Source organism: Thermococcus prieurii (genome assembly GCF_054657655.1).
On record NZ_BAAHYH010000002.1, the window covers coordinates 1,503,177 to 1,523,259 of the forward strand.

Genomic DNA, 20,083 nt, shown 5'->3' on the forward strand with positions numbered 1-20,083 from the left:
CGTGTCTTATCTCATCTCGTTCCACTCTGGATTTCCGTAGCGCTTCTCAATGAGCTCCTCAGTCAGCTCAAGCTCGTAATCCGTCAGCTCGCCCTCCTCTAGCTCGAAGGCGTTGAAAAAGTGCTCCCTCAACAGCTCGTAGGCCTCCCAGCGGTTCAGCTTTATTCCCTCGCGCTCCAGGGTCGTAACGCGCTCCCAGATGCTCGAAACGCCCTTGTCAGCGAGCTTCGCCTTGGAAGCCCTCAGGACTTTTCCGAGGATTTCAACGCGCGTCGCGTACATGAACGTTCCGTGCTGAAGGATTACCCCCTTCCTCCTCGTTTGAGCGGAGCCGCTTATCTTCTTCCCGTTGGCGACGATGTCGTTGAGGCCGGAGAAGCCCGCGTTAAGCCCAAGGCTCTCTAAAGCGTCCACAAGCGGGCCCGCCAGATAGCGGTAGCTCGTCTCAACGTTCCTCAAAGCCGGGTGGAGGTCTTCACCAACGATGACTGAATAGGTTATCTCGCCGAACTCGTCGTGGAAAACGCTCCCCCCGCCGGTTATCCTGCGCACGACCGGGATGCCGAGCCTTCTGGCTTCATCAAGGTTGACGTCGTGGACGACGCTCTGGAAGCGACCTATCGTTACAGAACTCGGCGAGAAGGCGTAGAGCCTTACCGTGTCGGGAACCCTTCCCTCGATTCTGGCAATCATTATCGCCTCGTCTATCGCCATCTGAACCTCCGGTTTGGCGACGATGAGCGGGATGAACCTCATGCCATCACCAACGTTAAAAGGTCGGGTGAGTTTTTAAGCCCAGCGATGATGACGCCCAAGCCCTCCTGAGGGGTGATGAGAGCGGTCACCACTGAGCTAAACCCTTTAGAAACTCCCTGTACACCTCCTTCACCCTTCTCACCGAGCTGAGGCTGACCCATTCGTTGCTTCCGTGCCAGTTGCCCCCCGTCGGTCCGAAGACGAGCGTTGTTCTTCTTAGGTAGTTGGCGAAGTAGTTGAAATCGCCGACGCTCTTCCCGTACGTGACCCTAGGCTCCACGCCCATCTCCTTCATGGCCCGCTTGAAGAGTTTGACCTCCCGCAGGTTCTCCCTGACCGCGTACGGCAGCATCTCCGGCGTTGGGCGGGGGTACCTCTCTACTCTAATCTCCGCGGTTACTCCAAGCTTCTTGGCGAGCCTTTCAATCTCCTCCCGCACCTTGGTCCAGTTCTCGTCAACAACCGTGTGTCTGTCCACGATGGCCTCCGCGCGGTCGGGAACGCTCAGACCGTCGGCCTCTCCCCTGAACGACAGCGTACAGTAGGAGCCCTTCCCGAGTTTTAGGTGTTTTCTAAGCCGTATTCTGCCGAGGTTCGAGACAACCTTTGCCAGCTCTTCAATTGCATTGATACCATTCTGTGGTCTCGCTGCGTGGGCCTTCCTCCCTTTTGCGCTGATTTTTATGACGAAACGTCCCCTTGCCCCCAGCATGAGTCTCTCGTTCGTAGGTTCCGCAATGAGCACTATGTCGGCGTCCCTGAGCTTGCCGCTCTCTATCAGCTTCCATGTTCCCCTGGAGAACCCCTCCTCATCGCTGACGGCCGTAAATATCAGACTGGGCCTCTCGCGTTTTGGGAGCTCCCCCATCTCGATGAAGAGGCTCAGGAGGACCGCAAGGCCGGCCTTCATATCGGCGCTTCCAAGGCCGTAGAGACGGTCCCCGTCAACTTCGCCCCACGGGTTCCTGCTCCAGCCTGGGGAGAGGTGAACCGTGTCCATGTGGCCGTTCAGGACAACCGTTGGTCCCTTTCCAGGAAGCCTGGCGAGAACGTCGTCGCCGAATCCTTCCACGGGAATCCTTTCCACGCTGAAACCGTTTTCCTCAAGGAGCGAGGTTATAAACTTGGAAATCCCTTCTTCCTTCCCGAAGGGGGATTCTATCGAGACAAGCTTTTTCAGGAGCTCGACCTCATCCATCCCTATCACCGACCAACTCCCTCACGAACTCGGAGAACTTGGCCTTTCTCTCGAACTTTTCGACCCTTTCAAGTTCTTCCTCAAGTTTTCGAATGTTTAATTCTATTTCCTCCGCCAAGTCTGAGAGGATGGCTTTCATATCCTGATTTTCGACGTGCCCTTCGAGGTATCTGCAAGCCCTGAGCTGAAGTTCTTCAAGCCTTATCGTCTCCCTCAGAACCTCTACATAATCCCCGACGGTTTTTACGGAGAACTCCAGCTTTTCTACATTGGCCTCCGAGGATAATGCCTCGGGAAACAGTCTCAGGGCGATTTTGCACAGCTTTTCTACCTGTTTCCCTTTGGTTTCCACGAACTCTGAGAACCTCATCCATCCGTATCCTTTGGGGAGGGAGTCCCTCATTCGTGCATAAACTGCCAGAACGCGTTTTGATACCTCAATTAAATAGCTGAGAACCTCCTTGGGCGGAAGCTTTGAAACGGCCTCGAGGAACGCACCCTCGTCCCACTCCTCAAAGAAGCCCCCGAGGGGAGCCATCCAACCACCTGGGATGTGTTGGAAAAGGGGCGTAAAAACGTTTTGCTGGTGGACCGGGCGGGATTTGAACCCGCGGCCTCCGCCTTGCGAGGGCGGCGCTCGTACCAGGCTGAGCTACCGGCCCACTCCCGTTTATACTGGGTGGGGCAGGGTTTTAAAAAGTTTTGGTATTTCCCATCCCCGAAAAGTTTAAATTTTTTGCATATGTATTTCATGTTATGGAACGGAAGATAGCCCTTTCCATAATCCTCTGCATCCTTTTCACGGCACTCCCGTTTGCGGTGAACTACGCCAACGAGAGAATCGACACCGGTTCAACACCGCTTCCGTCACCTCCCTCGGGGCCAGTCAACGGGGTATACTACGTTGGATTCGCCACGTCGCATCAGGGTGACGACATTCTTTACGTTGTCCCCGGCCAGGCCTACGTCGAGAAGCCCGGAACGCTCGTAACGCTTAACGTCACCGTCAAGTTCAAGCACGCCCAGCCCTGCCAGTACTCCGACTGGAAGATAACGACCGAGAACCCTGTTAACGTCGAGGTCGTGAGCGAGACCAAGACCGAGCTGAAGGACGCATACACTGCCTTCAAGCAGTACACGGTGAAGGTCCTCGGCAACGGGAGCATCGATGTGGTCTTCCACTACGGCACCGGCTGTCCCTACGGAACCGAGGAGAGGGTCACAGTGGAGTTCTACATAGGAACCCCCAACGGCACCGAGCTCAACCAGAGCGCCCCCTCGCCGGAGGAGGTTCTGAACACGACTTCCGTGAACGTCACCGGCGTGATAAAGGCCGTTGACACTGCTCTCAGGGCCGTCGTCGTGGAGAACTACACGATAGAGATACGCGGACGCTGGACCGGGCCGAACAACGAGAGCCTCACCTGGCGTGACATGCTCGCCCTGCTGAAGCCCGGTGAGAGGGTGACGATACTCGCCAGCGAGGAGGACGGGTCGCTCAAGGCCGACGTCATAGTCATAGACGGGAAAACCTACAGGAAGGGGTGAGCTATGAAGTGCAACCTTAGAATGTGCGTCTCGCTGTTGCTCTTCGCCCTCTGGCTAATCACGGGAATAACGGGCACGATACTCCTCATCGGCCCGCTGACGGCAAAGCTCGGCCACCCACTGCCGGTCTCGACCGCCGACACACTGCACATCTACTTTGGCTTCGCCTTCTTCGGCCTCTCGATAGTCCACATAGCCCTCAACTGGAGCGCCCTCAAGAGCTACTTCAGAAGGCTGAGGTCGTGAAGAAAAGGAAAAGGGTCACTCCCCTTTCGATTCTTTGAACTTCTCGTAGTACTCGTCTATGAGCTTTCTTATCGTCTGGCCTATCTTTATGTAGTCTATCTCCCTGAGGTTCGCCAGCGAGACCCTCGCCGACGGGTGGAGCACCTCGAAGCCCCTGCCCGGCAGTAAAACAACGCCCGCATCGAGGGCGAGGCGGACGATGAACTCCTCTATCGGCAGGGTCCTGATGAACCACTCGGCGAACTCCCTACCGTAGAGCCTCTCCGCGAGCTTCTCCGTGTCGAGGAGGGTGTAGTAGTAGGTGAGGTTCGGGTTCTCCTCGGGTTCGAGGCCGAGACCCCGGTAGAGCGCCCGGTAGCGCCTCCTGAGCACGTGCTTCACCGCGTTCTTATACTTCTCCTGCTCGTCCATGAGGGCGTAGAGCGCAAACAGGACCATCTGGACCTGCTGGGGCGTTGAAAGGCCCGCCGTATGCCTCAGAGCGACGTTCCTGCTGTCTGCCACAAGGCGGTCTATGAACTTCAGCTCCCTGACGTTCGGCGTTATCGGGGCGTAGCGCCTCTCAAGTTCCTTCTGGATTTCCTCGGGCAGTTCCCTTATGAGCCTGTCAACGACGTTGTCCTCGTGAAGTGCCACCACGCCGAGGCGCCAGCCGGTCGCGCCGAAGTACTTGGAGAACGAGTAGACGAGTACCGTGTTGTGAGGCAGAACTGTGTAGACTGACTTGAAGTCGTCAGCGAAGGTTGCGTAGACGTCGTCGGTGATGATTATGAGGTCGTTTCTATCTTCCTCAACTATCTCCCTGAGCTTTTCGAGAACCCCATCCTCGAGCTTCACCGAGGTGGGGTTGCCCGGGTTCACGAGGAAGAAGGCCTTTATCTCCGGGTCGCGGAGTTTCTCGAGTTCCTCGTCGGGTATCTGGTAGCCGAGCTCTTCCTTCGCCCTGACCTCGATTATCTCCAGCCTGTAGGTGTCGAGCTTCGGAATCTCGAGGTAGGGGCTGAATATCGGAACCGCTATCGCTATCTTGTCGCCCGGGTTGAGAATGTGATTTGCGTTCAGGGACTCGAAGAGGTACGCCATCGCCCCCGTTCCGCCCTCGACCGCGAAGAGCTGGGTCTCGTCAACGAGCGAGTAGCCGAGGTCGTAACCTGCACCCATCTCCTTCATGAGGTACCTCGCGACTATCTTCTCAGCGAGGGGAAGCATCCTCGGCGGTGAGGGATAGTCGCAACCGAGGTAGCCCTGGACCATCTCGTGCAGGAAGTCCCCGGCGGAGAAGCCGAGATAATCCCTAACGTAGCTGACGGCCGAGTTCAGGAAAGCGGTTCCCCTCTCGTTCCAGTGGTTCCTGACGAATATCTCAAAGCGCGCTTCGATTCCCTCCCTGTCACTGTGGCCTCCTATGAGGTCGCCCATGTAGCCGAAGTGTCGCTCGGCCTCGCTCAGCGCGAACTTTCCGAGCTGCAAATAGGCGTAGCGCGGAACAAGGGCGAGGAAGTTCGGGTTTCCCCTGCCCGCGTTGAGCATCATTCTCTCGGATTTCCTCTTGGCGAGCCTTATCAGGAGTTCCTTGAACTCGAAGGGGCTGAGCTCCTCGAGCTTCTTCAGGTTCTTCAGAACCGATTCGAGGTCGTCTTTTTCCTTCACGGGGTTCATTCTTGACACCTCATCCGTTGTAATTCTCCCAGGGAATATAAAAGGGTTGGGCAAACCTTATACGCCCTTAGGCCAACCTAATTCGGTGGTGTTATGCTCGCCTTCGGTCCCGTCCCATCGAGGAGGCTCGGTAGAAGCCTTGGAGTCAACAACATACCCGACAAGGTCTGCTCCTATGCCTGCGCCTACTGCCAGATAGGCAGAACTCTGAGGATGGAAATCGAGAGGAAGCCCTTCTACGAGCCGGAGTTCCTCTTCGAAGAGGTCTCGAAGAAGGTTGAGGAAGCGAGAGGGAAGGGCGAGAGGATTGACTACATCACCTTCGTTCCGGACGGCGAGCCGACGCTTGACATAAACCTCGGCCTCGAGGTCGAGCTTCTGAGGGAACTCGAGGTCCCGCTCGCGATACTGACGAATTCTTCCCTCATCTGGCGCGACGACGTGAGGGAGGACCTCTCGGCCTTCGACTTCGTCTCGCTCAAGCTCGATGCAGTGAGCGAGCCCCTCTGGCGGAGGATAGACAGGCCCCACAAGAGTCTCTCGCTCGAGAGAATCCTTGACGGCATGCTGGCCTTTAGGGACGACTTCGATGGAACGCTTGTAACAGAGACGATGCTCATTAACATCGACTACGGCGATGAGCTCGAGCGGATAGCAGACTTCCTCGCGGAGCTTAAACCGGATAAGGCCTACATAGCCGTCCCCACGAGGCCACCGGCGGAGAAGTGGGTTGAGCCCGCTAAGGAGGAAACGATAAACCTCGCCTACCAGCTCTTCAGCGAGCGCCTCGGCGAGAGGGTTGAGTACCTCATCGGCTACGAGGGCAACGCCTTCGCGAGCACCGGAAACGTCGTCGAGGACATTCTATCAATCACCGCCGTTCACCCGATGCGCGAGGAAGCGCTGAGGGAGCTTCTAAGGAAGAACAACGCCGACTGGGGCATGGTCGAGGAACTTCTGGAGGAGGGGAAGCTGATAAGGCTGAACTACCGGGGCGAGGCTTTCTACATGAGGGCTTTGAAGAGCAGAAAACCTTAATAGTCCCCCTCAGAACTCGGAACGATGTGCGAGTACGTCTACGAAAACGGCAAAAAATGTCGCCTGAAGCCCGTTGAGGGGTCGAAGTACTGCCTCCTCCATATTCCCTACGACGAGGGCGAGTCCCTACTGGGCGAGGGCATAAAAGAGCTGAAGGCCGAGACGTTCAAGCGGAGGCTCAAGGTCGGCCAGAGTTACTTCGAGGGCGTCTACCTCTACGACGTTACGATTAAGGACTACCGGAGCGAGAGGATTTTAGTCTTCAAGAACTCCCAAATCAAGAGCCTTGTCATAGAGGATTCGAACTTCAAGGGTCTCGTTCTGCTGAACTCGACCGTGGACAGGGTCATTCTTTTCCAGTCGAAGGTTGAGGTTATCCTCGTCAAGGACTCGACGGTTTTTGGTCTCAACGTGCTCCGCGTGGACTTCTCCAGCAACATCTCAATCAGAGATTCAAGCGTCAAGTACCTTATGTTGAACTCGACCCAGTACGTAGGCGAGAGAGAGGAGGAAACCTACGGGGGGAAGAGTGCCAAGGGCTTAATCGAGCTTTCAAACCTCCGTGACGTTAGGAGAATCGGGATAAACTCCCGCTATCCCCTTCTGAGGAAAATCCTCGAGGAGCATGGGGTCAACGTTTCGGAGGCCGGCAGGAGGACGGTAAAGGTTCGCTCACTCGTCATCCGCGACGTTTCCTTCGACACTGCGCCGAGGTTCAAGCGGCAGGTCAGGCTTTCAATCGCGGGGTTCTCCGGAAACCTCGTTCTAGAGAACCTTGACGTCTTCGGCCACGTTGAGGTCAAGTGGAGCCACCTGAAGAGCCCAGAGTTCGTTCACGTCTTCGTCCACAGCAACCTGATAATCCGGAAGAGCCAGGTCAACGTGGATTCAACGTGGATTATGACGGTCCTCCCGAGCCTGCCCCTTGAACTCACCGTTGAGGGCTTCATGATAATCGAGGACTGTCGTTTCAACAACCCCTACGCGGAGGAGGTCTTCTACCGCCTCGCGAGGACGAGTTGGGAGCGTAGCGGGGACTTCGAGAGGGCAGACCAGTACTACTACCTTGAGATGGTCGCCAGGAGGAAGGCGCGCCTGAGGGCGAGGCGGAAGGGCATTAAAAAGCTCGTGGACCGCTTTGAAGTGGGCTTCGAGTGGCTCTTCGCGGACTTGACCTGCAAGTACGGAACCGACTGGAAGAGGCCGATAATGATATGGCTTTTCGCCGTCAACGTCCTGTTTCCCGTCCTGTTCTTCGTCACGAGGAGCGTTCAGGGGCTTTCCAACAGTCTGAGCTTCCTCGACTACGAGTACTTCAGCATAGTGACCGCGACGACCCTCGGCTACGGTGACTACCACCCGATAGGAGTCGGCAGGGTCATAGCGTCGGTTGAGGCGCTCTTCGGAATGTTCATGTGGGCGGTCTTCCTGACGGTGTTCGCGAGGAAGTACATGAGGTGAGAGCGTGATAGGGCTGATAGTGAACCCGATAGCGGGAATGGGCGGTAAGGTGGCCCTCAAGGGCACCGACGGAGTGGTCGAGGAGGCCATCAGGCGGGGAGCCAGGCCGGTTTCTCCGGACCTTGTCCGGCTCTTCCTGCGCGGGCTTTTCCACTACCCCGAGGCCCGCTCGATAACTTTCCTCACTGGCCCCGGCCCGCTCGGTGAGGACTACCTTCGGGAGTTCAGCCTTCGCTTTGAGGTCATCCCCATCGAGTTCCGCTACCGCGAGGTCAACGGCGTTAGAATTCCCGACACGAGCTCGGAGCACACAAAAAAGCTTGCCCGCGAGATGGCCGGTAAAGTTAAACTCATAGTCTTCGCCGGCGGTGATGGGACTGCGAGGGACATCGTTAGTGTGGTCGATAGGAAGGTTCCAATCCTAGGGATTCCGACGGGGGTCAAGATGTACTCCGGCGTTTTTGCGGTTTCGCCGGAGAATGCCGCTGAAGTCCTCGTTAGGTTCCTGCGCGGGGAAGCCAAACTTGAGGAGAGGGAAGTGAGGGACATCGACGAAGAGGCTTTCAGGAGGGACGAGGTCAGGGCGAAGACCTATGGAAAGGCCCTCGTTCCGGTCGTTGAGAACCTCGTGCAGGGGAGCAAGGAAGCTATTAAGGCCGACGAGGCCGAGGAGCTTGAAGCTTTAGCTGAGGCCGTCGCGGAGGAAATCCTTGAGAGCGATGGGATTTATTTCCTCGGCTCGGGCTCGACGGTGAAGAGGATAAAGGACAGGCTCGGGGTAGACGGGACGCTCCTCGGCGTTGACGTCGTTGAGGTAAGGGACGGAGAGGCCAAACTCCTCGTCAAGGACGCCACTGAGAAGGACCTGCTCCGGTTTGCTGATAGGAATCCCAAGGTCGTCGTCACGGTAATCGGCGGGGCAAACTTCCTCTTTGGCAGGGGCAACCAGCAGTTCTCGGCCGAAGTCCTCAGGAGACTCCCGAAGGAGAACGTAATCGTTGTGGCGACGCCGGACAAGCTGACCGGCCCGATTCGCGTTTACACCGGCGACCGCGAAGTTGACGGGAAGTTCAGGGGTTACATTAGGGTGCGCGTGAGTCCCTGGATGGAGAGGCTCGTCAAAGTCGTTTAGGCGTTTAAACCGGAAGCCGTTTATAGAACCTCTTCCTATTTTCCCCGGTGGTTCTCATGAGACACAGCAGGATAGCGGTTAAGGTTCTCGACGGTGAGGAACCCGTCTTCTATGACCCAGTTTACCACGGCAGGACGCTGAAGGTCTTCGGGATGGACGATTACCCCGTCAGGTTCCTTTCCTACGTGATTGGTGAGTACCGGAAGCTCGGCTACTCGGCGGTCGTCTTCGACACCACTGGAGAGGTTGAGGGGGACTTCGACGAGGTAATAGAGGTTCGCGACGGTGCAAATCTCGGCCTCGACCCGATAAAGCTCTACAAGGCCGGCTACTTCGACCCGTACACGGCAGTCACAATCGTCCAAACACTGTACGGCCTCGACAGGGCTTTAACGGACAGGCTCTACGTTGACGTGCTCCTCGGCAAGATTTCGAGTGTTCCCGAGGCGGTCAAGAGGAACGAGAAGTACTCGGAGGTCATCCTCGAGAGCTACACTCCCCTCGACGAGGCGCTGTACAGCGACGAGCCACCGAAGCTTGAGGGAAGCGTTAGGGTGAACCTCGGCGAGACCAGGAGCATAACCCTCGTCGGCATAGCGTTCCTCACCCTCGCGGCGGCCTTTGAGAAGAGGCGCGAGACGGTTGTTGGCCTCGTTGACGGCGCCGTTCTCGGCTACACAACGGCTGGAAGCGCGGCAATGCCTTTGCTCACGAGGCCGTTAAAGCACAGGGTCACCGTTGTTGCGAGCCAGTACGCCCTCGACTCGCTTCTGAACATAGCCGGCCCGACGCTTCTCCTCTACCACGACCCCGACGTCCAGTCCCTCGTTTACGAGACGAGCGGTGTTCCACCGGGCCCGACGAGGAAGTTTGTTGGCAAAAAGGCCGGAACGCTGATAACGAGGAGCCCGGAGAGCGTTGACGTCCTCCACGGCGAGTTGCCCGAAGGTGTTCTTCGGTGAACATCTCAGCCCTTCAATAACTTTTTTAAAGGTCTCGCGTACTTTTACTGGTGAGTAAACATGGTGTATTATACACACACCACCACCCCGGTTGTGTTTGGGACGCTCTTCGTGATTTACTACGTTGCTTTCTTCGTGGCGGTCATAGCATGGTTCTGGAAGTACAACGCGTACATACAAAAAGGGAACTATCACTTAAAACAGCTTATAATATTGCTTCTTCTTGCATCAATTGTAACATCCTTCATGGGTGCCCAGCTGGTTGGTAAATACCTGTACATTCACTCTCCAACCGATTCGCAGTTCTGCATGACTTCCTCCTGTATTCTCTCTTCCAAGCCCCTGTCGTACTATCCAACGCTCTCAGAGAGTTTGAAAAAGTACAACGTCCCCTCATTTGGTCCAATGTGGGTGTACTTCGTCCAGGACGTGGGGCCAAGCCATTCCCTTGGTCTCAACAAGAAGATTGAGTTCGTTGCCGTTGTGAGGCCGCTCCTCCTGCTCCCAGTAGTCGAGGTCAGTGTGTACAATGTAAGCTCCGGAGAGGTTACCGGGAGTGAGAGCTTCTACATTATCTGGCCTCAGTCTCCGGGTTCAGTTTTGACCCGGAAGTTTGACTTCGACTTTACCGTGCTCGTGATGACTGGTGAGGGAGGGGGTCCTGGAACCTAACTCTTTTTGTCTCTTTTTTGGAACAAAAATTTTAAAGTTCTGGAACAAACTTGGGCCGGTGGTGAGGAATGAGACTCGGCCCAAGGGAGATTGCAATTTCAGGCGTAATGCTCGGCCTCGCGCTCCTCCTCGACGTTGCTCCAATAGACTTCCCGACTGTCTGGGGCATGAAGATTGACGTCGTCGCCGTGCCGATAGTAATCGTTTACTTCATCCTTGGCTTCTGGGGAAGCCTCTTCGCCCTCGGTCTGCTCTTCATAGGCCTCAGCGTGGTTTCATCGGCGAGCTGGCTTGGGGCGATGATGAAGGTAACGGCAACCTTCGCCGTCATACTGGGCCTTGAGTTCGCGAGGAGAACGGTTGGTCTGGACTTCAGGAACCCGTGCAGGTTGCTCCTCTTCGGCGTTGTCGCGTACATCGTCGGCGTGGTTATACGGGTCCCCTTGATGCTTCTGCTCAACTACTACGTAGCTCTTCCCATCTGGCTTGGCCTTCCGAGGGAAAAGGTTGTCCAGGCCGTTGAGAACTGGACCCACGTCCCGTTTTGGGTGGCAATCGGTTTGCCAAACGCGGTTCAGAGTGTTATAGACGTCTTCTTGAGTCTCGCGGTTGCGGTTCCCGTTCTCAGAAGGTTGCCTCACCTTGGTGTTGAGGATGTTCCAGGTGATGACATTGAGGAGACCGCTTTTTGATTCTCAATTTTTGAAAAAAGAGAAGGATTCAAAGGTTCCCCAGTATCTCGTCCCCCTCGATAGTTCTCTCACAGTAGTGGCAGCGGAGCTTTAGCGGGTCCCTGCTCTCGACCTTGAAGCGTGGCTTTACGTACTCGTGGTTGCTGACGCAGTTGGGGTTCGGGCAGGTGAGGATTCCAACTATCTCGTCCGGAATCGAGACCTTGAACTTCTCCACTATCTTGTAGTCCCTGACGATGTTCACCGTCGCATTGGGTGCGATGAGGGCAATCTTGTTCACTTCCTCCTCGCTCAGGTAGCGTCCTTCGACCTTGACGATGTCTTTCCTGCCGAGCTTTTTGCTGGGAACGTTCGAGGCTATGAGGAGGGTTCCACCGTTGGGCTTCGTCAGGCCGAGGATTTCGATGACCTTGAGCCATTTTCCTGCCGGAATGTGGTCTATTACCGTTCCCTCGGGGATTACCTCAACCTTCAGCTCGGGCATTTTAGAGCACCCCCAGCGTTAGGCCCAAAAGCGCCATTCTAACCGGCACGCCGGAGAAGACCTGACGGAAGTAGAGCGCGTGCTCGCTCTTGTCAACCTCGGGGTGAATCTCGTCCACCCTCGGGAGCGGGTGCATGACCTTGAGCGTTTCCTTGGCATTCTTCAAAAGTTTGCAGTTCACCTGGTAGCTACCCTTGACCTTCAGGTACTCCTCCTCGTCAGGGAAGCGTTCGCGCTGGATTCTCGTCACGTAGAGGACATCAAGCTCTGGAATCGCGTCCTCGAGGTCGGTCGTCTCGTGGACCTCAACGCCCCTCTCCTTCAGTTCCTCGACGATGTGCTTCGGCATCCTCAAGAGCTCGGGTGAAATCAGATAGAGCTCGACGTCGTAGAATGCTAAGGCCTCCGCGAGGCTGTGGACGGTTCTTCCGTACTTGAGGTCGCCGAGCAGGCCAATCTTGAGGCCGTCAATCCTTCCGAAGGCGCGCTTTATCGTGTAGAGGTCGAGGAGGGTTTGAGTCGGGTGCTGATTGCTCCCATCGCCCGCGTTGATGACAGGAACCTCTGCGACTTCGGCAGCCAGCCGCGCGGCGCCCTCCATTGGGTGCCTGATAACTATAACGTCGCTGTACTGCTCGACAGTCCTTATCGTGTCGGCCAGGCTTTCACCCTTCTTGACGCTCGTGCTCGAGGCCGAGGAGAAGCCTATAACCGAACCGCCGAGTCTGTGCATCGCGCTCTCGAAGCTCAGCCTTGTTCTTGTTGAAGGCTCGAAGAACAGCGTCGCGAGTATCTTCCCGCGCGCGTATTCGAGCGAGCCCTTCTCCCTGAGTTCTTCCTCGAGCCTTTCGGCGACCTTCAAAACAAACTCAATATCGCTTTTCGAGAAGTCCCTAACGCTTATAACGTCCCTTCCTTTCCAGTCCATAAGAGCCCTTCCGGTGTAAAATCCGATGGGTTTTTAAGCCTTTTTTGACATCAACTTGTGGACAATAACGATTTAAATCCTCCGCGGTTTAATAACTCGGTTTTAGGGTGATGGTATGAAGACGCCGAGCGTTTACATCGCCGAAGAGCTCATGCCCTATCTGCGCGCGAGGATAGCGGGCATTCTCTACCGTGAGGGGTTCAGGCAGTCGAGGATAGCGAGCTACCTTGGCATAACTCAGGCGATGGTGAGCAAGTATCTTGGGGGGACGTACAAGCGTCCTCCCGAGGAAGTTGCCGTGCTCTTAGATACGATAGCCGAGGAGATTGCCGGGCTAATCCTGACGGGTGCTGCGAAGGATGAGATTGTAGTCTTCACCTCAAGGAGGCTCTTTGAGCTTTTCTCTTCCGGTAAACTCTGCAGACACTATGCCAAGTACGCTGGGGTGAGCGAAGATACCTGCAGGTCTCTCTTTGCCCCAACCCATTCATCTGCTGTTGAGGAGATGAGGCTGGCCCTCCGCGAGCTCCTCTCGTTGCCTGGGCTTCCAAAGCTCATCCCCGAGGTCAGGAGTAACCTGGCCTACGCGCCCCCAGGAGCGAAGAGTCCCGCCGATGTAATCGCGATTCCCGGCAGGATAACCCTCGTCAAGGGCAGGCCCTACGCCCTTCCGCCGGAGCCCGGCGCGAGTAAGTTTACCGCTTCCCTAATCCTCTCGGTCTCAGGGAAGGCCCCGGAAGTGCGGAGCGTCATGAACGTCAGGCTTGATGAAAACGTGGCCAGGGCTATTCGGAAACTGCCGTTCCGTTATGCAGAGGTTAGGACCGGCGGCCTGAGTGACGAAGATGCCATAGAAAGGATAGCGAGCCTGTTTGAGAACGATTCCCCTGACTTCGTCCTCGACTGGGGTGGGGAGGGCGTTGAGCCACTCACCTACATCTTCGGCAGGAATCCCCTCGACGTCGTCGGGAAGGTTAAAGCCCTGTTGGGGGTGATGAAATGATTTACAGCAAGGAGCTCCGGTTTTCAACGAGGGGCGAGATTGACCTCGTGGACATAACGGCCGAGGTGGAGAGGGTCGTCGAGGAGAGCGGAATCCAGAACGGGCACGTTCTGGTCTTCGTTCCAGGCGCTACCGGCGCGATAGTCACTATAGAGCACGAGTCGGGCCTTCTGGAGGACTTCAAACGCGCCCTGAGGGAGCTGATACCAAAAGGCGCTGGCTACCTCCACGACAGGATAGACGACAACGCCCACAGCCACCTGCGTGCGACCCTTCTCGGCGCGAGCGAGTGCTTCCCCGTCATAGACGGCCGGCTCGTTCGCGGAACGTGGCAACAGATTTTCTTCGTCGAGCTCGATGTGAGGCCGAGGCACAGGCGCGTTATCGTGCAGGTCGTTGGAGAGTGAGAACCCGAAGTTCTCATACCTTTATAAATCTTGAGAACTTGCACTTCTCAGAGGCTATAACATCATCACAAAGAGCCCTTTCTGTTATGTATTGAAACCTAAAAAACACCATGAAAGGGGGTAATAACCCGCCCGAGTTCATTGACTCCGCCTTCGGCGGTGCTCCCCGGGCGATTTGGGTTGGACCTTTCACCATAAAAGGCTTTCTACCACACTTTGACCTCTTTGTTTTCGTTCTCCTCGAGCTCGACCTCCTCGTACTTCCCGCTCAGCTTAATTGAGATGGCGTAGACGAGGGCGATGAGCGAACCGAACAGAAACGCCATGAAAATCCAGACGAGCCTCTCTGATTCCGGCATAAGCTTCTGCTTCTTGATGACGTCGTAGGTGACCCACGCGAAGCCCACGATGTTGAGAACCCAAATCACACCCCAGATTCCGATGACCACGTCGAACATGAAGAAAAATTAGGAGTGGAGGTTAAAAACTTCACTCCTTCTTGAGCTTCTCGCAGTTCTTGACCCAGTTCTCGAGGACGTCCTTGAGCTTGGGCTGGCCGATTTCCTCGAGCTCGTACTTGACGCGGACGGCAGGCTTGTTGAGGTTCATGAACCTGCGCAGGTCAACTGGGGTACCCATGATGACGACGTCGGCGTCAGCGCGGTTGATGGTCTCCTCAAGCTCCTTAATCTGCTTCTTGCCGTAGCCCATGGCCGGCAGAATGAGGTCAAGGTGCGGGTACTTCTTGTAGGTCTCGACGATTGAGCCGACGGCGTAGGGCCTCGGGTCGATGATTTCCTTCGCTCCAAACTTCTTGGCGGCGACGTAGCCGGCTCCGTACTTCATACCGCCGTGGGTGAGGGTTGGACCGTCCTCGACGACGAGAACGCGCTTGCCCTTGATGAGCTCGGGGTTGTCGACGAATATCGGCGAAGCCGCCTCAATGACGGTGGCGTTCGGGTTAATCTTCTCGATGTTCTCGCGGACGGTCTGGATGTCGTCCCTGTTGGCGGTGTCAATCTTGTTGATGATTATGACGTCAGCGGCCCTGAAGTTGGTCTCACCGGGGTGGTACTTGAGCTCGTGGCCGGGCCTGTGCGGGTCAACGACCGTAATCCAGAGGTCGGGCTCGTAGAACGGGAAGTCGTTGTTTCCGCCGTCCCAGAGGATTATGTCGGCCTCTTTCTCGGCCTCGCGGAGAATCTTCTCGTAGTCAACGCCCGCGTAGACAACCATACCGCGCTCAATGTACGGCTCGTACTCCTCGCGCTCCTCGATGGTGCACTCGTACTTGTCGAGGTCCTCGAAGGTGGCGAACCTCTGAACGACCTGCTTCCTCAGGTCACCGTAGGGCATCGGGTGCCTTATGGCAACGACCTTGTAGCCCATCTCCTGGAGGAGCTGGGCGACCTTTCTGCTGGTCTGGCTCTTTCCACAGCCGGTTCTTATGGCAGTAACGGCAACGACGGGCTTGGTGCTCTTGAGCATGGTGCTCTTCGGGCCGAGGAGCCAGAAGTCGGCGCCGGCTGAGTGGGCCCTGCTCGCGAGGTGCATGACGTGCTCGTGGGGAACGTCCGAGTAGGCGAAGACAACGATGTCGATGTTGTGCTCCTTGATTATCTTCTCCATGTCGTCTTCGCTCCATATCGGAATGCCGTTCGGGTAGAGCTCGCCGGCGAGCTCGGGCGGGTAAATCCTTCCCTCTATGTCCGGAATCTGGGTTGCGGTGAAGGCCACGACCTCGTAGTCAGGGTTGTCCCTGAAGAACGTGTTGAAGTTGTGGAAGTCCCTTCCGGCCGCTCCGAGAATCAGAACCCTCTTCTTTTTCTTCTCGGCCATTTTCGTTCACCTCTAAAACTTCGTTCGTTGGTGTATTGAGCTTTACACTTATAACGGTTTTCGTTTATTGGTGAAAGGCTTTTACGTAACTCCTTCGAAATTAGCTGGTGTTTCTTGAAAAACATTCAAAAAACGCTGAACCCCTGCCGTTCCGGGATTACCCGATTGGTTAATAAACGATTGACGAAGTTAGCTTCGGGGATTGTCATGGTTAGTGGGGACGTTGAAGTTCGAACTCACACGGCCCTGCATGTCCTCAAGGGGGCCGTTGTGAAGGTCCTCGGTGAAAAGGCCAAGTGGACGGCCTCGACCTACGTCAAAGGCAACCGCGGGGTTCTGGTCGTTAAGTTCGACCGGAAGCCGGCGCCCGAGGAGGTAGAGGAAATAGAGCGCCTCGCCAATGAGAAAGTTAAGGAGAACGTTCCGGTTAGAGTTTACGAGCTTCCGCGCGGGGAAGCGGAGAAGCGTTTTGGAGAGGACATGTACGACCTGTTTCCCGTTCCGGAGGAGGTTAAAACTCTTAAAGTGGTCGTCATCGAGGGCTGGAACGTCAACGCGTGCAATAAGAAGCACACGAAGACGACGGGCGAAATAGGGGAGATAAGAATTAGAAAGGTTCGCTTCAGGAGGAGCAAGGAACTGCTTGAGATTGGGTTTGAGGTGCTCTGAGCAAGAACTTCCACAATGGGACGACCTCTACCTTTCTTCCCCCTTCTCTAATGGTACGCTCATCTTCAAGCGTTACAACTGTTAGCTTTTCAGCCCTTAGTCTCTTTCCAGCTTTAACGAGGTTTCTAACCTCTCTCTCGTAATTGGATGCGTTTAGTTCGTAGGTCACCTGAACAAGCTCTTCGATGTGCCCACCGACTCTAACAGCGAAGTCCACTTCAATGTCCCCGTTGGAGTAGTACGACAGCTCAATCTCAGGCTTCCAATAGCTCTTCCTCCTGAGGAGTTCGATGAAAACGATGTTTTCGATTCTCCTGCCCTCGTCGAGACCCTTGAAGAAGAGGTTTGTGAATGCTATATCAACCAGATAAAGCTTTCTCGGGCTTCTCAGGATTTTTCTCATCGAGGGTGCAAACACGGGGAGCTGAAAGACCAGGAATGCCTCCTCCATGGCCCGGAGGTAGCTCATCACGGTCTTGACGTTGGCGTCAATCCCCATACTCTTCAACGCCCGCTGAAGGGAGCGGTATGTGAGATAGCTCCCGTAAAGGGAGATAATATGGTAGAATGCCTCCTGAAACTCCTTGACGTCCCTGAAGGCAAAGCGCTCGACCATATCTCGGTAGAACATTGTTTCAAGGATTGAGATTATCTTTTCCCTCGACCTCGTCGTCCAGACCTCTGGAAAACCTCCCCATCGAAGGTACTCCTTTAGCAGCTTTCGTATCTTTCCCCTTTTCCGGAACGTCTTTGGGCTCTCACCGCCTACCTCTCGGAAGGAGAGAGGCAAAACGAGCCTTGAAACGTGCCTTCCCCGCAGCCTGCTCGGGATTTCCGAGGACATGAGGCTTGATGAAGACCCGGAAACGTATATGTCAAAGTCCTTAACGTCGTGAAGCCAGCGGAGTTTGACGTCCCAGTCCTCCCACTCCTGTATCTCATCGAGGAATAGTGTTACCTTCCCCTCTGGAAACTCCTCCCTGACGGCCTCTGCGAATTCCCTCACGGAGAGCCTCCTAAGCTCCGGCTCGTCAAAGGGGGCGTAAATGACGTTTCCTTCTTTCCGGAGTTTCTGCGCCCTTTTGAGTAGGAGAAACGTTTTGCCAACTCTCCTTGGCCCGATTACAGCTTTTATATCCTTTCCAGTGGGCAACGGCACTTCCCTTGGAATCTCCTCAATGAACCTGAGCGAGCCGAGGTACTCCTCGGTGATTTCCGTGAGCGAAATCATGTGTATTACTAATACACAACAATATAAAAAGGTTGTGTATTTTTAATACACAATAGGGGGGTCATCGATGTGTGAACCGATACCCAAGCATTCCAAAAACCACCGTCAGGAGCGCGAGCAGTCCCGGTCCGCAGATTCTCCGCCCTTCTTCCTCGTTTCTATCCGTCCATGGCTTAGGAGATGTCATTTCCTTCGTTAGGTCCTCGACTTTCCCATCCGCTGAGACCATGAGCAGCTTCCACTTCCTCGTTCCCACACTGCCCGCAACGAGAACGGAGCCCTTGAATGGGGCCACATAAGTTGGTGTGATGTTGAGTTGGGCGACCTCCCTTAGGTGGCTTCCATCGTATTCGAGGACTTTGCTTCCATCGAACAAGAACCAGCGCCCGTTCCAGACTGCTAAGCTCGCACCCGCCTCCGAAATCTTGGATAGGTTTCTTCCACCCCTGTAAACGTACAGACCCCTGTTGGTGGCTATTAGAACCGCCGAGCCGTTCGACGACATCGAGTAGACCTCAAGCCCGCTTGGGCACTCTACTGGGAGCTTTGAGCCGTTTTGCTGGAGGTAAAGCGACGTTCGGTTTCCGGTCTTGGTGTAGACAAGCCATTCGTTCCCGATGGGCGCGACGTGTATCTCGTCGGCCGTCAGGTTCGTCGTCTCGAAGTCCGTCCCGTTGAACCAGACTAGGATTTGAAACGTCATCATGGTGGTCTTCTCCATGACGAGCGCCGCCCTATCACGTCCCGCTCTGAACTCGATTGGCTGGCAAGTTGAACAGCCGGGGTTTGAATACACCCTAAACGTCTTCCCGTTCAAGGTCGCGACCCTTTCGACGCCGCCGAAAATCCATAGGCCTTTGAAGTAGCCGATGACGTAGGGGTTCAGCCTATCAAAGTAGGTCCAGTCTTTGGGCTGGAGGGAAAAGGGAGTTTTCTTCATGTCCTCTCTTCCTGAGGGAATGGGCACCTCGTAGAAGGTTTTTCCGTCGTAGAGGACCGTATGAAACTCGCTTCCAGTGTAGAGTACGTTACCATCGCGGCCGTTCCGTTGGAGGCGAGCCCCCATATCTCCAGCCTATCACCTGCCATGGCTAAAGGAAGGAGCGTAATCCCAATAAACATCGCCACAATTGGTACGGTTGTCTTCATTTGCAAGCCTCCGCGGTTGCATCGTCACTTTATACTATCACCAAGTTGGAATTACTTGGGATGACTTAAAAATTTTGTTCTCAACGTTTGAGAACCATAATGAGCCCTCGTGAACCGCGAAGTCGCCCTCGAAGATGAACAACTTCCGATTGTTGGGGGTGTCCTCTTTGGTGAAATAGAAAAAGAAGAAACTAACGTTCAAGACTTCCGCACCCACAGCGCCCCGGCCATGCCGAAGTAAGTGGGGCAGGCGTAAGCGCTCGCCTTTAGCTCGAACTCGGCTTTCCTCATCGCCCCGAGCATTATCAGCATCTGCCAGTAGCTGTCCACGAGGGCCTTCCTAACGAGGTCCTCGGGGATGCTGAGAAGCTCCTCAAGGCGGTCTTCGTTGATGAGCTTCATTATCAGCCTGTCGTACTCCTCGCTCTCCTTCACCTTCCCGTAGGGGCCTTTCTCGCTGTGTCCGTGCCCGTGGTCGGCGCTGATTATCAGCGCAACCCTCTTCTCCTCCCGCTCAAGGACTTCGCCGAGGATTTCGCCAAAGCGGACGAGCGTTTCTCTGTCAACTCCCCTCGACGGCGTCATCAGGACGAGCGATTTCTTCTCGAGAAACTGGAGCGGAATCAGCTCGCCCCAGCTCAGGGGCCAGCGTGAGTATTCCCCACTGAGCGCGGCAAAGTTCAAATCTACCACTGGCATTCCCGCCTCTTTCTCGGCTTGATAAATCTTCTCCGCAAGCTCTCTGTCTGTTTTCCACTCTCCAGGTAGCTCCTTCCCTTCGAAGCCGAGCCATGCAACGAGGTTTTCCGCCAGAACAACGCCGAGGTGGTCGCTCATCCTCACGTTGTGCGGGCTTATCAGGACGTAGGAGTCCGCATCTCTGAACTCCTCGCCGATTCTCCTCAGGACTTCCGCGAGCCTCTCGGTTTCCTCGTCTGGAGGCTCAAGAACCGGGTTGCCGTGGGGCATCAGGCCTATTCCGACGAGCATCTCAATCACCTCTTGAATG

General features: G+C 55.5%; 22 protein-coding genes and 1 tRNA gene. 11 read left to right on the top strand and 12 right to left on the bottom strand.

The features are described from left to right. Positions 1-6: 6 nt before the first annotated feature. The 4 genes from lplA to ACYQ04_RS11570 all read right to left on the bottom strand — a co-directional run bounded on the left by lplA (position 7) and on the right by ACYQ04_RS11570 (position 2,616). Complete coding sequence (gene lplA, locus ACYQ04_RS11555) at positions 7-756, bottom strand: lipoate-protein ligase large subunit (protein WP_460129702.1); 750 nt, start codon at positions 754-756, stop codon at positions 7-9. 85 nt (positions 757-841) lie between these two features. Next, positions 842-1,954: a M20 family metallopeptidase gene (locus ACYQ04_RS11560; protein WP_460130223.1), complete on the bottom strand. Its 1,113-nt coding sequence runs from the start codon at positions 1,952-1,954 to the stop codon at positions 842-844. Further along, entirely contained in the window at positions 1,947-2,492 is a 546-nt protein-coding gene (locus ACYQ04_RS11565; RefSeq protein ID WP_460129704.1) for a hypothetical protein, read from the bottom strand. Before ACYQ04_RS11565 ends, ACYQ04_RS11560 begins: the two co-directional genes overlap by 8 nt. 46 nt (positions 2,493-2,538) lie before the next feature. Further along, positions 2,539-2,616, bottom strand: a tRNA-Ala gene (locus ACYQ04_RS11570). 94 nt (positions 2,617-2,710) lie between these two features. On the opposite strand from ACYQ04_RS11570, the gene ACYQ04_RS11575 reads away from it, so the two are divergent. After that, the gene (locus ACYQ04_RS11575) at positions 2,711-3,502 is read left to right on the top strand and encodes a hypothetical protein (RefSeq protein ID WP_460129706.1); all 792 of its coding nucleotides are present in this window, start codon (positions 2,711-2,713) and stop codon (positions 3,500-3,502) included. Positions 3,503-3,505: 3 nt separating this feature from the next. After that, positions 3,506-3,748 (top strand): DUF4405 domain-containing protein, encoded by a 243-nt coding sequence (locus ACYQ04_RS11580; protein WP_099209268.1) that lies wholly within the window; start codon positions 3,506-3,508, stop codon positions 3,746-3,748. 15 nt (positions 3,749-3,763) lie between these two features. On the opposite strand, the gene ACYQ04_RS11585 is transcribed toward ACYQ04_RS11580, so the two are convergent. After that, on the bottom strand, positions 3,764-5,407 hold the full coding sequence (locus tag ACYQ04_RS11585) for a bifunctional aspartate transaminase/aspartate 4-decarboxylase (protein WP_460129708.1): 1,644 nt from the start codon (positions 5,405-5,407) through the stop codon (positions 3,764-3,766). A 93-nt stretch (positions 5,408-5,500) separates the two neighbouring features. Here ACYQ04_RS11585 and ACYQ04_RS11590 point away from each other — a divergent pair, with 93 nt between their 5' ends. From ACYQ04_RS11590 to ACYQ04_RS11615, 6 genes are all read left to right on the top strand, one after another. Continuing rightward, positions 5,501-6,445 (top strand): radical SAM protein, encoded by a 945-nt coding sequence (locus ACYQ04_RS11590; RefSeq protein ID WP_460129709.1) that lies wholly within the window; start codon positions 5,501-5,503, stop codon positions 6,443-6,445. Between the two features lie 24 nt (positions 6,446-6,469). Continuing rightward, the gene (locus ACYQ04_RS11595) at positions 6,470-7,906 is read left to right on the top strand and encodes a potassium channel family protein (RefSeq protein WP_460129712.1); all 1,437 of its coding nucleotides are present in this window, start codon (positions 6,470-6,472) and stop codon (positions 7,904-7,906) included. A 4-nt stretch (positions 7,907-7,910) separates the two neighbouring features. Continuing rightward, entirely contained in the window at positions 7,911-9,038 is a 1,128-nt protein-coding gene (locus ACYQ04_RS11600) for an ATP-NAD kinase family protein (protein ID WP_460129714.1), read from the top strand. Positions 9,039-9,094: 56 nt separating this feature from the next. Further along, entirely contained in the window at positions 9,095-10,000 is a 906-nt protein-coding gene (locus ACYQ04_RS11605) for a hypothetical protein (RefSeq protein WP_460130225.1), read from the top strand. Positions 10,001-10,060: 60 nt separating this feature from the next. Next, positions 10,061-10,672: a hypothetical protein gene (locus tag ACYQ04_RS11610; protein WP_460129715.1), complete on the top strand. Its 612-nt coding sequence runs from the start codon at positions 10,061-10,063 to the stop codon at positions 10,670-10,672. Positions 10,673-10,740: 68 nt separating this feature from the next. Beyond that, positions 10,741-11,364 (top strand): ECF transporter S component, encoded by a 624-nt coding sequence (locus ACYQ04_RS11615; protein WP_460129716.1) that lies wholly within the window; start codon positions 10,741-10,743, stop codon positions 11,362-11,364. A 28-nt stretch (positions 11,365-11,392) separates the two neighbouring features. On the opposite strand, the gene pyrI is transcribed toward ACYQ04_RS11615, so the two are convergent. Further along, positions 11,393-11,848 (bottom strand): aspartate carbamoyltransferase regulatory subunit, encoded by a 456-nt coding sequence (pyrI, locus tag ACYQ04_RS11620; protein WP_099209260.1) that lies wholly within the window; start codon positions 11,846-11,848, stop codon positions 11,393-11,395. Between the two features lies 1 nt (position 11,849). Continuing rightward, positions 11,850-12,776, bottom strand: coding sequence for an aspartate carbamoyltransferase (gene pyrB / locus ACYQ04_RS11625; protein WP_460129717.1), 927 nt, complete (start codon positions 12,774-12,776; stop codon positions 11,850-11,852). 115 nt (positions 12,777-12,891) lie between these two features. Here pyrB and ACYQ04_RS11630 point away from each other — a divergent pair, with 115 nt between their 5' ends. Next, a complete protein-coding gene (locus tag ACYQ04_RS11630; RefSeq protein WP_460129718.1) occupies positions 12,892-13,779 on the top strand; it encodes a thiamine-phosphate synthase family protein in 888 nt (295 codons plus the stop codon). Then, positions 13,776-14,186 (top strand): secondary thiamine-phosphate synthase enzyme YjbQ, encoded by a 411-nt coding sequence (locus ACYQ04_RS11635; protein WP_460129721.1) that lies wholly within the window; start codon positions 13,776-13,778, stop codon positions 14,184-14,186. The genes ACYQ04_RS11630 and ACYQ04_RS11635 overlap by 4 nt, the downstream gene beginning before the upstream one ends. A gap of 206 nt (positions 14,187-14,392) precedes the next feature. Here ACYQ04_RS11635 and ACYQ04_RS11640 read toward each other — a convergent pair whose 3' ends face one another. Then, on the bottom strand, positions 14,393-14,644 hold the full coding sequence (locus tag ACYQ04_RS11640; RefSeq protein WP_460129722.1) for a hypothetical protein: 252 nt from the start codon (positions 14,642-14,644) through the stop codon (positions 14,393-14,395). 31 nt (positions 14,645-14,675) lie between these two features. After that, the gene (locus tag ACYQ04_RS11645) at positions 14,676-16,025 is read right to left on the bottom strand and encodes a cyclic 2,3-diphosphoglycerate synthase (protein ID WP_460129724.1); all 1,350 of its coding nucleotides are present in this window, start codon (positions 16,023-16,025) and stop codon (positions 14,676-14,678) included. A gap of 207 nt (positions 16,026-16,232) precedes the next feature. Here ACYQ04_RS11645 and ACYQ04_RS11650 point away from each other — a divergent pair, with 207 nt between their 5' ends. Then, a complete protein-coding gene (locus tag ACYQ04_RS11650) occupies positions 16,233-16,694 on the top strand; it encodes an alanyl-tRNA editing protein (RefSeq protein ID WP_460129726.1) in 462 nt (153 codons plus the stop codon). Here the strand turns inward: ACYQ04_RS11650 and ACYQ04_RS11655 are convergent. From ACYQ04_RS11655 to ACYQ04_RS11665, 3 genes are all read right to left on the bottom strand, one after another. Next, a complete protein-coding gene (locus ACYQ04_RS11655) occupies positions 16,648-17,925 on the bottom strand; it encodes an ATP-binding protein (RefSeq protein WP_460129728.1) in 1,278 nt (425 codons plus the stop codon). The two genes, ACYQ04_RS11650 and ACYQ04_RS11655, sit on opposite strands and share 47 nt — an antisense overlap. Before the next feature lie 61 nt (positions 17,926-17,986). Then, complete coding sequence (locus ACYQ04_RS11660) at positions 17,987-18,991, bottom strand: hypothetical protein (RefSeq protein WP_460129730.1); 1,005 nt, start codon at positions 18,989-18,991, stop codon at positions 17,987-17,989. Positions 18,992-19,272: 281 nt separating this feature from the next. After that, positions 19,273-20,064, bottom strand: coding sequence for a DODA-type extradiol aromatic ring-opening family dioxygenase (locus ACYQ04_RS11665; protein ID WP_460130227.1), 792 nt, complete (start codon positions 20,062-20,064; stop codon positions 19,273-19,275). Positions 20,065-20,083 lie beyond the last annotated feature (19 nt).

Bases quoted from the DNA above. Each gene is read 5' to 3' on its own strand.
- lplA (WP_460129702.1), bottom strand. From the start codon at position 756: ATGAGGTTCATCCCGCTCATCGTCGCCAAACCGGAGGTTCAGATGGCG.
- ACYQ04_RS11560 (WP_460130223.1), bottom strand. From the start codon at position 1,954: ATGGATGAGGTCGAGCTCCTGAAAAAGCTTGTCTCGATAGAATCCCCC.
- ACYQ04_RS11565 (WP_460129704.1), bottom strand. From the start codon at position 2,492: ATGGCTCCCCTCGGGGGCTTCTTTGAGGAGTGGGACGAGGGTGCGTTC.
- ACYQ04_RS11575 (WP_460129706.1), top strand. From the start codon at position 2,711: ATGGAACGGAAGATAGCCCTTTCCATAATCCTCTGCATCCTTTTCACG.
- ACYQ04_RS11580 (WP_099209268.1), top strand. From the start codon at position 3,506: ATGAAGTGCAACCTTAGAATGTGCGTCTCGCTGTTGCTCTTCGCCCTC.
- ACYQ04_RS11585 (WP_460129708.1), bottom strand. From the start codon at position 5,407: ATGAACCCCGTGAAGGAAAAAGACGACCTCGAATCGGTTCTGAAGAAC.
- ACYQ04_RS11590 (WP_460129709.1), top strand. From the start codon at position 5,501: ATGCTCGCCTTCGGTCCCGTCCCATCGAGGAGGCTCGGTAGAAGCCTT.
- ACYQ04_RS11595 (WP_460129712.1), top strand. From the start codon at position 6,470: ATGTGCGAGTACGTCTACGAAAACGGCAAAAAATGTCGCCTGAAGCCC.
- ACYQ04_RS11605 (WP_460130225.1), top strand. From the start codon at position 9,095: ATGAGACACAGCAGGATAGCGGTTAAGGTTCTCGACGGTGAGGAACCC.
- ACYQ04_RS11610 (WP_460129715.1), top strand. From the start codon at position 10,061: ATGGTGTATTATACACACACCACCACCCCGGTTGTGTTTGGGACGCTC.
- ACYQ04_RS11615 (WP_460129716.1), top strand. From the start codon at position 10,741: ATGAGACTCGGCCCAAGGGAGATTGCAATTTCAGGCGTAATGCTCGGC.
- pyrI (WP_099209260.1), bottom strand. From the start codon at position 11,848: ATGCCCGAGCTGAAGGTTGAGGTAATCCCCGAGGGAACGGTAATAGAC.
- pyrB (WP_460129717.1), bottom strand. From the start codon at position 12,776: ATGGACTGGAAAGGAAGGGACGTTATAAGCGTTAGGGACTTCTCGAAA.
- ACYQ04_RS11630 (WP_460129718.1), top strand. From the start codon at position 12,892: ATGAAGACGCCGAGCGTTTACATCGCCGAAGAGCTCATGCCCTATCTG.
- ACYQ04_RS11635 (WP_460129721.1), top strand. From the start codon at position 13,776: ATGATTTACAGCAAGGAGCTCCGGTTTTCAACGAGGGGCGAGATTGAC.
- ACYQ04_RS11640 (WP_460129722.1), bottom strand. From the start codon at position 14,644: ATGTTCGACGTGGTCATCGGAATCTGGGGTGTGATTTGGGTTCTCAAC.
- ACYQ04_RS11645 (WP_460129724.1), bottom strand. From the start codon at position 16,025: ATGGCCGAGAAGAAAAAGAAGAGGGTTCTGATTCTCGGAGCGGCCGGA.
- ACYQ04_RS11650 (WP_460129726.1), top strand. From the start codon at position 16,233: ATGGTTAGTGGGGACGTTGAAGTTCGAACTCACACGGCCCTGCATGTC.
- ACYQ04_RS11655 (WP_460129728.1), bottom strand. From the start codon at position 17,925: ATGATTTCGCTCACGGAAATCACCGAGGAGTACCTCGGCTCGCTCAGG.
- ACYQ04_RS11660 (WP_460129730.1), bottom strand. From the start codon at position 18,991: ATGGGGGCTCGCCTCCAACGGAACGGCCGCGATGGTAACGTACTCTAC.
- ACYQ04_RS11665 (WP_460130227.1), bottom strand. From the start codon at position 20,064: ATGCTCGTCGGAATAGGCCTGATGCCCCACGGCAACCCGGTTCTTGAG.